At 64.4% G+C, this 13,218-nt stretch carries 12 protein-coding genes; 11 read left to right on the top strand and 1 reads right to left on the bottom strand.

Annotation, left to right across the window (positions count from 1 at the left end):
- Positions 1-341: 341 nt before the first annotated feature.
- The 11 genes from EB836_RS01255 (at position 342) to EB836_RS01210 (ending at position 12,176) form a co-directional block, all read left to right on the top strand.
- Positions 342-1,667: an aspartate kinase gene (locus tag EB836_RS01255; protein WP_135537296.1), complete on the top strand. Its 1,326-nt coding sequence runs from the start codon at positions 342-344 to the stop codon at positions 1,665-1,667.
- The gene (locus EB836_RS01250) at positions 1,664-2,716 is read left to right on the top strand and encodes an aspartate-semialdehyde dehydrogenase (protein WP_135537295.1); all 1,053 of its coding nucleotides are present in this window, start codon (positions 1,664-1,666) and stop codon (positions 2,714-2,716) included. Before EB836_RS01255 ends, EB836_RS01250 begins: the two co-directional genes overlap by 4 nt.
- Before the next feature lie 519 nt (positions 2,717-3,235).
- Positions 3,236-4,309, top strand: coding sequence for a zinc ABC transporter substrate-binding protein (locus tag EB836_RS01245; RefSeq protein ID WP_135537294.1), 1,074 nt, complete (start codon positions 3,236-3,238; stop codon positions 4,307-4,309).
- Between the two features lie 2 nt (positions 4,310-4,311).
- The gene (locus EB836_RS01240) at positions 4,312-5,181 is read left to right on the top strand and encodes an ATP-binding cassette domain-containing protein (protein WP_135537293.1); all 870 of its coding nucleotides are present in this window, start codon (positions 4,312-4,314) and stop codon (positions 5,179-5,181) included.
- Positions 5,178-6,086, top strand: a complete 909-nt coding sequence (locus EB836_RS01235) for a metal ABC transporter permease (protein WP_135537292.1) — start codon at positions 5,178-5,180, stop codon at positions 6,084-6,086. The genes EB836_RS01240 and EB836_RS01235 overlap by 4 nt, the downstream gene beginning before the upstream one ends.
- An 85-nt stretch (positions 6,087-6,171) precedes the next feature.
- Complete coding sequence (locus tag EB836_RS01230; RefSeq protein WP_135537291.1) at positions 6,172-7,137, top strand: metallophosphoesterase; 966 nt, start codon at positions 6,172-6,174, stop codon at positions 7,135-7,137.
- A 55-nt stretch (positions 7,138-7,192) separates the two neighbouring features.
- Positions 7,193-9,514 (top strand): transglycosylase domain-containing protein, encoded by a 2,322-nt coding sequence (locus EB836_RS01225; protein WP_135537290.1) that lies wholly within the window; start codon positions 7,193-7,195, stop codon positions 9,512-9,514.
- Between the two features lie 257 nt (positions 9,515-9,771).
- Entirely contained in the window at positions 9,772-9,927 is a 156-nt protein-coding gene (locus tag EB836_RS18105) for a hypothetical protein (protein ID WP_009883339.1), read from the top strand.
- A 44-nt stretch (positions 9,928-9,971) separates the two neighbouring features.
- Complete coding sequence (locus tag EB836_RS01220) at positions 9,972-10,445, top strand: RidA family protein (RefSeq protein ID WP_135537289.1); 474 nt, start codon at positions 9,972-9,974, stop codon at positions 10,443-10,445.
- A complete protein-coding gene (locus EB836_RS01215; RefSeq protein WP_135537288.1) occupies positions 10,435-11,412 on the top strand; it encodes a hypothetical protein in 978 nt (325 codons plus the stop codon). The genes EB836_RS01220 and EB836_RS01215 overlap by 11 nt, the downstream gene beginning before the upstream one ends.
- Positions 11,409-12,176: an MBL fold metallo-hydrolase gene (locus EB836_RS01210; RefSeq protein ID WP_135537287.1), complete on the top strand. Its 768-nt coding sequence runs from the start codon at positions 11,409-11,411 to the stop codon at positions 12,174-12,176. Before EB836_RS01215 ends, EB836_RS01210 begins: the two co-directional genes overlap by 4 nt.
- Before the next feature lie 137 nt (positions 12,177-12,313).
- Here the strand turns inward: EB836_RS01210 and EB836_RS01205 are convergent, their stop codons facing one another.
- Entirely contained in the window at positions 12,314-12,991 is a 678-nt protein-coding gene (locus EB836_RS01205; RefSeq protein ID WP_135537286.1) for a Crp/Fnr family transcriptional regulator, read from the bottom strand.
- Positions 12,992-13,218: the final 227 nt, after the last annotated feature.

The raw sequence follows: 13,218 nt of genomic DNA, 5'->3' as shown, positions 1-13,218 counted from the left end.
GGCGACGGATCCGGACCGTCGTCGCCCTGCCCGGATCGCCCCTTTCGGACCCCCTTGTATAACAATTTCTGAACGGGGACTGAACGGTCGGTGGCCACCCCTCGCTTCGCCCATGTACACGGTGATCGGACGGGGTGGAGACGAGCGGTGTCGGGCCCGGTCAGGCGGTGTCTGAATGGCGGGCGAAGGTGAACCGCAATGACCTACCTCATACAATGGTCGAGGTGCCGGGAGCCCGACACGGCTGAAATCCTGATCGATGAAGCACGAGACCTCCATGCGTGGAACCATGGAATCGATCGCCTGGCACGGAACTTATCAGCGATAAGGAAGATACTGCAGTGAGCATAGTCGTCCAGAAGTTCGGTGGGTCCTCGGTAGCCGATGCGGAATCGGTCAAGCGGGTGGCCAAACGAATTGTCGAGTACCGTCAAGCCGGCCACGAAGTAGTAGTTGTGGTGTCGGCCATGGGTGACAGTACCGATGATCTCATCGACTTAGCCCAACAGGTTTCCCCCATGCCACCCGCCCGCGAACTCGATATGCTGCTGACCGCCGGTGAGCGCATCTCGATGGCGGTCCTGGCCATGGCGATCGCCAATCTCGGCTTCGAAGCCCAATCCTTCACCGGCTCCCAGGCCGGAGTCATCACCGATGAGCAGTTCGGCAAGGCCCGCATCATCGATGTCACCCCCGGCCGGATCCGGTCCTCCCTCGACGAGGGATACGTTGCCATCGTCGCGGGGTTCCAGGGAGTCAGTCAGACCGCGAAGAACATCACCACGCTCGGCCGCGGCGGCTCCGACACCACGGCTGTGGCGTTGGCCGCGTCCCTCGATGCCGATGTGTGTGAGATCTACACCGATGTCGATGGTGTCTTCACCGCCGACCCGCGGATCGTGCCCTCGGCGCGCAAGATCGATGAGATCGGCTACGAGGAGATGATGGAGATGGCCGCCTCAGGCGCCAAGGTCCTCATGCTCCGCTGCGTCGAATACGCCCGCCGCTACAACGTGCCTGTGCACGTGCGGTCCTCATTCTCTCGCAACCAAGGTACCTGGGTGACCGATTCACCCATCCCCGAAGCCTTCCGACAGGGACGGGGTTCCTCGACCCCGGCAGCGGAATCAGAAACGGAGTCCACCATGGAACAGGCAATCATCTCCGGCGTCGCCCATGATCGCTCGGAAGCCAAAGTCACGATCGTCGGTGTTCCCGACGTCCCAGGCAAGGCCGCCGAGATCTTCAAGACCTTGGCGAAGCAAGAAGCCAATATCGACATGATCGTCCAGAACATCTCCACCCGCGAACCGGGCAAGACGGACATCTCCTTCACCCTGCCCATGGCCGACGGTGCGAAGGCACTCGAAGCCCTCGACGCGGTGAAGGCCGAGATCGGCTTCGACCAGGTTCGCTACGACGACCAGATCGGCAAGCTCTCCGTCGTCGGTGCCGGAATGCGGTCCCACCCGGGTGTGACCGCGACCCTGTTCGAGGCACTCAGTGAAGCCCAGGTCAATATCGACATGATCTCCACCTCGGAGATCCGCATCAGCGTCGTCACCCGAGCAGATCTGCTCGACGACGCGGTCCGTGCCGCCCACGCCGCCTACGGACTCAACAGCGAAGACAACGAAGCCGTGGTGTACGGAGGTACCGGACGATGAGTGTGGATGTTGGAGTAGTCGGAGCCACCGGCCAGGTCGGAGGCGTCATGCTCGACCTTCTGGCCGACGATCCCGGATTCGAGATCGGGACCCTGAGGCTGTTCGCCTCGGCCCGTTCGGCTGGGAAGACCATCGACTTCAAGGGTCAGCCGATCACCGTCGAGGATGCCGCCCAGGCGGACCCGAGCGGACTCGACATCGCCCTGTTCTCCGCGGGTGGGGCCACCTCCCGGGCACAGGCCGAACGTTTCGCCGCCGCCGGCGTCACCGTCGTCGACAATTCCTCGGCCTGGCGTTCGGACCCGGAGGTCCCGCTGGTCGTCAGCGAGGTCAACCCCGAGGCCCTCGATGAGCTGCCCAAGGGCATCATCGCGAACCCGAACTGCACGACCATGGCCGCGATGCCCGTGCTCAAGGCTCTCCACGCGAAGGCCGGTCTGACCCGTCTCATCGTGTCCACGTACCAGGCGGTGTCCGGTTCGGGACTGTCGGGAGTCGAGGAGCTCGCCGGGCAGCTCGAAGCCGGCATCTCCGATGCCCGCAAGCTCACCACCGACGGCACCGCGGTGACCCTGCCGGAACCGGACAACTACGTCGAACCGATCGCGTTCAACGTCCTGCCGATGGCCGGAGCGGTCGTCGACGACGGTCAGAACGAGACGGACGAGGAGAAGAAGCTGCGCAACGAAAGCCGGAAGATCCTCGGCCTGCCCGAGCTTCTTGTTGCCGGCACCTGCGTGCGCGTGCCGGTGTTCACCGGACACAGCCTGAGCATCCACGCCGAGTTCGACTCCGAGATCAGCCCCGAACAGGCGACGGAGATCCTCAGCCAGGCTCCCGGCGTTGCCCTCGACGACGTGCCGACGCCGCTCAAGGCTGCCGGACAGAACGTGAGCTTCGTCGGTCGCATCCGCGCCGACCAGTCGGCTCCGGCCGGCAAGGGGCTCGTCCTCTTCGTCGCCAACGACAACCTGCGCAAGGGCGCGGCGCTGAACACGGTGCAGATCGCTGCGCTGCTGGCCGCCAAGCTCGAAGCGAAGGCCGCCTGACCGGCACTGTGACAACCGGCAACTGACTGCTGAAGGCCGAAGAAGCCGGTCGCCGACTGCTGAAGACTGAAGGCAACCGTCAACTGACCGCTGAGGGCCGAAGAAGCCGGTTGCTGGCCGGTGGAGGCTGAAGAAGCCGGTCGCCGAACGATGAACCGCCCGGGAGGAGACTCTCGGGCGGTTCTGCGTCTCGCGAGAGAGGAGTCTGGTCGCTCAGGTAGCGCGAAACGCGAAAAACGTTCCGCCAGCGGCGCGCTTTTCGGGCTTCGCGCTACTTGAGCCGGATTTCGCGCTGGTTGCTTCGAGCTTCGCGCTACTTGAGCTGGGATTTGCGCTACTGGAGTCGAGCTTCGCGCTGCTTGAGAGACAGAAGAGGGCAGGTGCGGACGAGACATCTCCCTGGCGACGGGTGACGCATAAATGCGTTGCTATATATAAATATTTATATTAGTGGCCGACCCTTCATCTGAGTATCGTCGACGATGTCGCAAACACACCACCGCCTCAGAAAGGCCCCTCATGCCAGCTTCCCGCATCGTTCTCACCACCGGAGCCATCGCGGCCTCCACGGCGTTGGTCCTCAGCGGCTGCGGGGGAGGCTCCTCCGACTCGGACTCGAGCCAATTGCGCGTAGTGACCTCGACGAACGTCTACGCCGACATCGTCTCTCAGGTCGCCGGCGACTTCGCCGACGTCAGCCCGATCATCGACGATCCGAACCAGGACCCGCACTCCTACGAGGCGACCACCCAGGACCGCCTCAAACTCTCGAAGGCCGACCTCGTCGTCGAGAACGGCGGCGGCTACGATGCGTTCATGACCACGATGCTCGAAGCTTCGGGCACTGAAGTCACGACCATCGACACCGTGGCGATCTCCGGTCTGCCCGGCTCCGAAGGTCTCGGCAATGAGCCGCACGACCACGACCATGGTGAGGGCGAGGAGGACGAAGAGGCCCACGGCGGCGGACACACCCACGACGATGACGAACACTCGGAAGAGGGCCACGACCACTCCGAGGAAAGCGATGATCATGAGGGTCACGACCACGATCACGGATCGTTCAACGAACATCTCTGGTACTCGGTGCCGACGATGACGAAACTCGTCGACGAAGTGGCGACCCACCTCGGCGAGGAACTGCCCGACCACAAGGACGAGTTCACAGCGAACGCGAAGGACTACAAGTCCGAACTCGACGAGCTGCAGACCGACATCGATGCGGTGAAGAAGGACCACGGTGGAGAGAAGGTCGCGGCGACCGAGCCTGTGCCGCTGTGGCTCTTTGCCGACATGGGGCTGGAGAACGTCACCTCCGAGGAGTTCCTCGCGGCCGTCGAAGAGGGCAATGATGTGCCGCCGCTGGTGCTCAAAGCCGCGCAGAAGCAGATCTCCGACGGGGAAGCCGTGCTGCTTGGATACAATACTCAAGCGGCCGGTCCGCAGGCGGAAGCGCTCAAGGCCACGGCCGAGAAGTCCGATGTTCCGATCATCGACCTCGGCGAGACCATGCCGGAAGGTGAGCACTACGCGGACTGGATGGGCGACTACATCACCGAAATCTCGACAGCACTCGAAGGACACAAGCACTGACTATGGCCAAAGAATCCGACGCTTCCGCACCCGCAATACCTCGGGAGCCGGTGATTCGACTGCGCGATGCCGAACTGCGGTTCGGCCCGCGCGTGCTGTGGCACGACCTGGACCTCGACGTCGCGCCGGGGGAGTTCATCGCCGTCCTCGGACCCAACGGCACCGGCAAGACCTCCCTGCTCAAGGTGCTGCTGGGACAGAACTCCCTGTCGTCGGGCACCGCCGAGGTGGCTGGGGCCGCGGTGCATTCGGGGAATCCGGCCATCGGCTACATTCCCCAACAGCGCGGAATCGACCCGCACACACCGATGCGCGGCCGGGACCTGGTCCGAATGGGCATCGACGGCCATCGGTGGGGGATGAGCCTGTTCTCACGGGGTCGGCGGAAGAAGGTCGACGAACTCCTCGCCGCCGTCGGCGCCACCGACTATGCGGATGCGCCCGCGGGCACCGTCTCCGGAGGTGAGCTGCAGCGGCTGCGGGTGGCGCAGTCCCTGGCCAATGACCCATCCGTGCTGCTGTGCGACGAACCGCTGCTGTCCCTGGACATGCACCATCAGAAGGTCGTCGCGTCGCTGCTCAACGAACAGCGGGTCCGACGGGAGGCCGCGGTCGTCTTCGTCACCCACGAGATCAACCCGATCCTGCCCTATGTCGATCGGGTGCTCTACATCGTCGGCGGGCACTTCCTCGTCGGCACCCCCGAGGAAGTGATGACCACCGAATCCCTGTCCCGCCTCTACGGGTCCCCGGTCGACGTGGTCAGGGTCGGCGGTCGCCTCGTCGTCGTCGGCGGGGAAGAGGAATGCGTCGACCACCACGATCTGCCCGATGACTCCTTCGACATCGACGGGACGGTGGTGAACCGATGAGCGTCTCCGAGATCTTCGCCAACCTCTTCACCTTCGAGGACTACGGCGAACTCGTCGCCCTCCTATCCAACTCGCTCATCGCCGCCGCGCTGCTCGGCGTCGTCGGCGGACTCATCAGCGTCTTCGTCATGGCGCGGGACATTCCCTTCGCCGTCCACGGAGTCTCCGAGCTCTCCTTCGCCGGAGCTGCCTTCGCCCTGCTCATCGGCTTCGACGTCGTGGTCGGCTCGATAGTCGGATCAATCCTCGCGGCACTCATCATCGGCATCGGTGGGGCCAAGGATTCGGAGAAGAACGCCATCATCGGTGTCCTCATGCCCTTCGGCCTGGGGCTGGCGATCCTCTTCCTCACTCTCTACGACGGGCGAGCGGCGAGCAAGTTCGGGTTGCTGACCGGGCAGATCGTCGCGATCACTCCGGGCCAGATCCTCACCCTCATCATCTGTGCCCTCGGGGTGCTCGTGGTGTTGGCGATCGTGTGGCGTCCGCTCATGTTCTCCAGCCTCGACCCGCAGGTGGCCCGAGCCAAGGGAGTTCCGGTCTCGGTGCTCACCATCGTCTTCATGCTCACACTCGGGCTGGCGGTGGCACTGAGCGTGCAGGTCGTCGGAGTCCTCCTCGTGCTCGCGCTGCTCATCACCCCGGCCGCCGCCGCTACACAGCTCTCGGCCTCGCCGGTGTGGGTGCCGGTGCTCAGTGTGATCTTCGCCGTCACGGCCTCGGTCGGCGGCATCCTCATCGCTCTGGGCTCACCGGTCGTGCCGATCAGTCCCTTCGTCACGACGATCTCGTTTCTCATCTACATCATCTGCCGCCTCGCCGGAGGCCGGCGGATGAAAGCCCTGCACCGTCGCCGCGCCGCGCGGGCCGCGAAGGAGCACAACACTCCCGTCACCACCCCCTAATTGCCACCTGACGGCGGCCCAGCAACTTCGCGCGAGGTTGCTGGGCCGCCGTCAGGTGGTTCGGGGAGCGGATAGAGTTGGGGAAATGAAGAAGCGTGCTCTCCTCGCCGGTGCTCTCGCCGCTCCCACGGCCGCCGGCATCTGGGGTGCGGCCATCGAACCGCACCTCTTCGCGATCCGTCACCACACCCTGCCGCTCCTGCCCGCCGGGGCGGAGACCATCCGGGTCCTCCACGTCGCCGACCTGCACCTGGCCCCCTGGCAGAAGCATCGCGCTTCCTGGGTCAAGGCGCTCACCCGCCTCGAACCCGACCTGGTGGTCAACACCGGTGACAACCTCTCAGCCGACATCGTCCCGACCGTCCTCGATGTCTTCTCCGGACTCCTCGACGTTCCCGGCGTGTTCGTGCTCGGTTCCAACGACTTCTTCTCCCCACAGGCGAAGAATCCTGCGAAGTATCTGCGCTCACCATCGGAAGTCAAACACCGGGTCGAACCCGACCTCGACGTCAAGGCCCTCATCCGAGGATTCGAAGGCACGGCCGGCAGCCCGGTTGCCGACCCAGATGGCAGCGGCTCCGCGGTGGGGAGCGGTTGGCATTTCCTCGACAACGCCGAGGCGTCCCTGACGATCAAGGGCACCCGCATCGACTTCCGCGGACTCGGCGATGCCCATATCGATCGTGACCGAATCAGCTGGAGTGGGGGAGAGCCGGGCGAGGGGACCCTCGACTTTCCGCGCTTCGACTCCGCCGCCGGACTCAAGGTGGGTGTCACCCATGCCCCGTATTCGCGGACCTTGGAGGCGTTCGCCACGGCCGGGGCGGATCTCATCATGGCCGGGCACACCCATGGCGGACAGATCCGCGTGCCCTTCTGGGGCGCGCCCGTGACGAACTGCGATCTCGACCGGACACGCGCGAGAGGCGTTTTCGCCTACCGGGAAAGCCGCGTGGCGATCTCGGCCGGTCTCGGGTTCTCACCCTACTCACCAGTGCGTTTCGCCTGTCGGCCGGAAGTCAGCGTCCTCGAACTCGTCGCGAAGGCCTGACCCATTCAGCGGTTTCTGAAGATTTGCACAAGGCCTATTCGTTAAACTGGTTCGCATGGTGTCTCCTGAGTCAAATCCCACTCCGACCAAAATGGGCGCGTTCATGCAGTTCGTGGCCGTCAGCGCGGTCGCCGGCATCGTCGCCGCCGGTCTTGCCATCCCCGGAGTCGGCGTAGCCACAGCCAGTGCGAACAGTGCGGTCGAGATCTTCGATTCTCTTCCGGCCACCCTGGAGATCAAGGACCTCGGCGAGAAGTCGACGATGCTTGCCTCCGACGGTTCCGAGATCGCGGAGTTCTATTGGCAGAACCGCCAAGAGGTGCCCCTCGACAAGATTTCAGAAGACATGCGGAACGCGACGATCGCGGTCGAAGACTACCGGTACTTCGAGCACGGCGGCGTCGACATCGAGGGCATCGCCCGTGCAGCGGTGCACAATATGGTGTCCTCGACGACTCAGGGCGGATCGACCCTGACCCAGCAGTATGTGAAGAACGTGCTCGCAGAGAATGCCCACGCCGAGGAGGACTCCGAAGGTGTGGCAGCAGCGAAGGAATCTGACGGCACTGCCGGATACGCGCGTAAGCTGCGCGAGGCCAAGCTCGCTGTCGCGGTTGAGAAGAAGTACGACAAGAAGGAGATTCTCAACCGCTACATGAACATCAACAACTATTCGGGTTCCCCGAACGTCTACGGCGTCGAAGCTGCCGCTTATCGATACTGGGGAATCCACGCCAAGGATCTCAACATCCAGCAGTCGGCGATGCTGGCAGGAATCGTGCAGAACCCCTCGGCGTTCAACCCGCAGCGGTTCCCCGACCAGGTGCTCAAGCGCCGCAATACGGTGCTCGGGCAGATGCTCAAGTACAAGCACATCACCCAGAAGGAATACGACAAGGCGGTCAAGACCGACCTTGATCTCGATCTGCATGAGACCCCGAACGGCTGTTCGTCGGCGAAGAGCAATGCGCAGTTCTTCTGCGACTATGTCGAGAATGTCATCAAGAACGACGAGACATTCGGAAAAACCGTCGAGGAGCGCATCGCGTTCCTCCAACGCGGTGGTCTGACGATCAAGACCAGCCTCAAGCCGGACATCCAGAAGATCGCGGACAAAGAGGTCAAGAAGCGCGTCCCCGTCGGCGATCCCTCCGGCGCCGGTCACGCTCTGGTGACGATCGAGCCGGGCACCGGTGAGGTCATCGCCATGGCCGAGAATCGTGAGTACACGGTTGGCGACGTCAAGAAGAAGGATAGGTACAAGAAGACCTCGATCAACTACACGGTCGACAAGAGGCACGGCGGAGGCGGCGGTTTCCAAGTCGGTTCGACCTGGAAGCCCTTCGTGCTGACAACCTGGCTGAAGTCGGGCAAGAGTCTCAACGCGACCGTGAACGCGACGAAACGGAACTTCCCGGCCAGTTCGTGGAAGTACGACGGCTGCCCGAGTATGGCCGGAGACTGGGACCCGAACAACGCCGGTGACGGTAAGGGCAACGGGTCGATGACGGTGCTCGACGCCACGAAGCATTCGGTCAACACCGGCTATGCCGCAATCGGCAACCAGCTGAACATGTGCAAGATCATGGATACGGCTATGGATCTGGGCATCCGCTACGGCAGCGGCGAGTCGCTGGACTATGAAAACAAGTCCGGCTTCATCCAGGCGCTGTCACCTTCATCGATCCTCGGTACGACGGAGACCACTCCGATCGCTATGGCCGCGGCCTACGCAACCTTCGCGAATGAAGGTGAGTTCTGCGGACCGAAGCCGATCACCGAGATCAAGGACCGCAAGGGCAAGAAGCTCGACGTTCCGGGTGAAGGCTGTAAGCGCGTGCTCGATAAGGAAGTGGCCAAGGGCGTCGCCTACGCCCTGACCCAGACCTTCAACGGCGGTACGACGAGCTCGCTGAAGATCGGCGTTCCTGCCGGTGCCAAGACCGGTACGACGAACTTCGAAGTCGGCCACACCTGGCTGCTCGGATTCACCAAGACCCTGGCGACCGCGGTCTGGACCGGTGATCCCAATGGAACGCGGGACTGGAGAACCAACGGTGCCGGTGCGGTCCGTGGCCAGATCTACGGTGCCACGCTCTCCGGTAAGACCTGGCAGGCCTATATGAGCCAGGCAGCGCGAGAGACCAAGGGCAACACCGGCTTCCCGAAGCCCAGCAGCAAGTACTTCTCCGGTGGCGGCTCCGGCGGTGGAGGCGGGTCCTCGACCGGCCCGAACCGCAGCGGCGGCAACGGCGGCGGAGGCAGCAACAACGGCGGCGGAGGCAGCAACAACGGCGGCGGTGGCGGCACCGGCGGCGGAGACAACGGCGGCGACGGTGGGGACGAGGACGAAGCTCCCGGCCTCGGCGGCAACTGAGCCAGCGCAACCGAGTCGAGCCGCGGCAGCCCGTCAAAAGCCGGCTGAGATCCGTTCACACGATGTCTGAGGGCGGGGAGGATGAGATCATCCTCCCCGCCCTCAGGCGTGTTCGATCGGAGGAGTGTCCGCCCCTCGGCTGAGGTGCTCAGCTGAGACGGACTGGGTTAGTCTGGGGAACACAACCGCGTCGTCGACCGAGCCGGGACAGAGCCGGCAGAATCAGACCGCCGACGCACCCGTCACCGAGGAGAATCATGACCAAGTGGGAATACGTCACCGTGCCGCTCATCGTCCATGCGACGAAGCAGATCCTCGATCAGTGGGGCGAAGACGGCTACGAGCTCGTCCAGGTCGTTCCGGGACCGGACAACAACGGACTCGTCGCCTACCTCAAGCGTCCGAAGGAATGATCTGAACCCGTCAGGCTTCCGCACCCCACGTCGAAAGAGGAACCATGTCCCAAACCCTTGACCGCATCGCCGAACTGGGCCTCGAACTGCCCGAGATCGCCGTACCCGCCGGCGTCTACGTCCCCGCCCTGCGCACCGGAAACTATGTCTACACCTCCGGCCAGCTGCCCGTCGTCGACGGCAAACTGCCGGCGACAGGCCACCTGGGCACCGACGTCGACGTCGACACCGGTTACCAGTTGGCCCGCACCGCCGGGCTCAACGCTCTGGCAGCGATCGCCGGTGTCATCGGTGACCTCGACAAGGTCGTGCGCGTCGTCAAGGTCACCGGCTTCGTCAACTCTGCCGACGATTTCACCCAGCAGCCGGCTGTCATCAACGGCGTGTCCGAACTCTACGGAGAGATCTTCGGCGATCGCGGACAGCACGCTCGCAGCGCCGTCGGCGTGAACACACTTCCTCTGGGCACGCCCGTCGAGGTCGAGGTCGTCGTCGAGGTCGCAGGCGATGCCGCTTAGCGGACGCACCCTTGCCGTCTCGTCGGAATTGCGGTGGCTGCTCGACCACTGGCAGTCCGACGGACGGTGGCCCGTCCCCGAGGCGCCCCGACCCACCTCGGCGATCGTGCTCATCCGGGACGCCTCGGAAGGTCTGGAACTCTTCATCACCCGGCAGCTCGACGCCCGCGGGGTCGAGGACCGCAACCGGTGGGCGTTTCCCTCCAGCAGTCTGCGCCCCGGTGATGTGCGCAAACTGCCCCTGGCCGGATGGAACTCGGCCCGCTGTGCCCGGGCACTGAGCATCGAGAACAAATCTCGTGCTCTCCACCATTTCTCCGCGGCCGCCCGCATCACTTTCGCTGCCACCGGAATCCTGCTCGCCGAAGACATCGACCGGGAGATCGTGGCCGCCCCGCAGACGGACTGGCGCTCTACCCGATCTCGGCTGTTCTCCAACGAGGTCTCGTGGTCCCAGGTCCTGCGCGACCGCGACCTGCGTCTGCGCCCGGATCTGTGCAAGCCATGGCTGCGCTGGATCAACACTCCCACCCAGTTGCACCGCTTCGACACCACGTTCTTCATCGCCACCGTGCCTTTCGGCCAAGAGGTCGACTTCCTGTCACCGAACGAGACCTCCGGCGGATGGAAACGCCCGGGCCAGATCCTCGCCGAGGTCGGCGGCGATCCCGACAGCATCGGTGCCGCCACCCATCTCATCGTCGAAAGTTTTGCCGAGGTTGCGAGCGTGGGTGCGGCCATGGCCCAGATCCGCAACGCCCACCCGCTGCGGCCGGAGATCATCAACGACGACGGCGAATGGAAGGTCGTTATCCAGACCGGGAAGGATCCGCACAGCAAGGGTTCGCTGCGTGATCGGGCGATCGCCGTGGGCGAGATCGACAACGACCACAATCCCGGCTTCCTGACATTCAGCAGCGATGACGACGGTGACGACAGTACAGACGACGAAGACGAGGACTCATGAGAATCCGTGCGAACAATCCAGGCCCGATGACCCTGAGCGGGACGAACACCTACGTGCTCACCAGCCAGGACGACGGCTCCGCAGTGATCATCGATCCCGGCCCGGAGCTGGCAGAGCACCGGGGGGCCTTCCTCGCCGAGGTGGCTGATCGTGATCTGCGCGCCATCGTCCTCACCCACCAGCACGCCGACCATTCGGAGATGCTGGGAAGCATCGAACAGTGGGCCCCCGAAGTGCCCGTCTATGCCGTGCTCGGCCGCTTCGCCCGACACACGGATCCGCTGTCCGACGGCGACGAGATCCCCTTCGGCGACACCGCCGCCGACGTTCTGCGCGTCGTGGCCACCCCCGGCCACACGAGCGACAGCATCAGCCTCATCCATGCGGGGACGCTGTACAGCGGCGACACGATCCTCGGGGAGGGGACGACGATCGTCACTCATCCCGAGGGGTCCCTCCGCGACTATCTCGCGTCCCTCGACCGTCTCAGGGCGCTGCTCGACGCGGGGGAGTACGCGATCATCGAACCCGCGCACGGCCCGCGCATCGATAATCCCGCCGAGGTCATCGACTACTACCGCTCCCACCGACGCGAACGCATCGAGCAGGTCGAAGCCGCCCTCGCACGCGGTGCCACCACTGCTTCCGAGGTGTGCGACATCGTCTACCACGACGTCGACGTCAGCGTGCGTCCCGCAGCCGAACAGATCGTCAAGGCCCAACTGGCCTACCTCGACGCTCTGCCCGCCGCCGACGACGCCTGAGAGCACAGGCGGGACCTGCTCGCCGCACCCGCACAGCACGCGCCCCGAGCGCGGCGATACGCCCCGTACACGACGAAACGCCCCAACCGACCGGTCGGGGCGTTTCGTCGTGCTCGGCGCTCGGGCCGCTGAGAGGGTCAGCGGGCGCGGTTGCGCATCCGGTCCATGTCGAGGATGACGACGGAGCGAGCCTCGAGGCGGATGAAACCGCGGGCGGCGAAGTCGGCCAGGGCCTTGTTGACGGTCTCACGAGAGGCACCGACGAGCTGTGCGAGCTCCTCCTGGGTGAGGTCGTGGGCGACGAGCACACCGTCGGGAGCCGGCTTCGAGAAGCGGGCGGCGAGGTCGAGCAGCGCCTTGGCGACACGACCGGGCACATCGGAGAACACGAGGTCGCCGACGGTCTCATTCGTCCGACGCAGACGCTGAGCCAAAGCCTTGAGCAGGTTCATCGCGGCCTGCGGACGCTCGTTGAGCCAGGTGGTCAGGTCCTCGTGCTTGAGGCTGAGCAGCTCCGACTGGGAGACAGCGGTGACGGAAGTGGACCGTGGGCCCGGATCGAAGAGGCTGAGCTCGCCGATGAGTTCGCCGGGGCCGACCACGGACAGCAGATTCTCACGGCCATCGGAGGATTCACGGCCGATCTTGAGCTTGCCCGAGGAGACGATGTAGAGCTCGTCACCGGCATCGCCCTCATGGAAGAGCACGGTGCCCCGACGGAGACTCCGCGGGTTCATGAACTTCATCAATGCACTGGTGGCTTCATCGTCCAGACCTGCGAAGAGCGTCGCGCCCCGCACCACTTCAATATCCACTGGTTCCTCCTTGTCGTGATAATCACACACAAATCTACCTGGTCATCTGCATCGATACCAGCAAAGACGCGGGAGTAGGGCCCACCAAAATGAAAACCCGTCCCACCGGCCTCCAACGCCTGAGACGCTGAAGCCATTCCCACAACCCGTCCGCCCGCCCCACCCGATTCGCCCGGTCGGCCCGAGCCACGGATGTGAGCGGGGCAACTGCGGAATTCCTGGGTACG

This window comes from Brevibacterium sp. S111, from assembly GCF_004745075.1.
Classification (GTDB): Bacteria; Actinomycetota; Actinomycetes; order Actinomycetales; family Brevibacteriaceae; genus Brevibacterium.
Note: the sequence above shows the minus strand (reverse complement) of the source record. Positions and strands in the feature narration are given on the sequence as shown.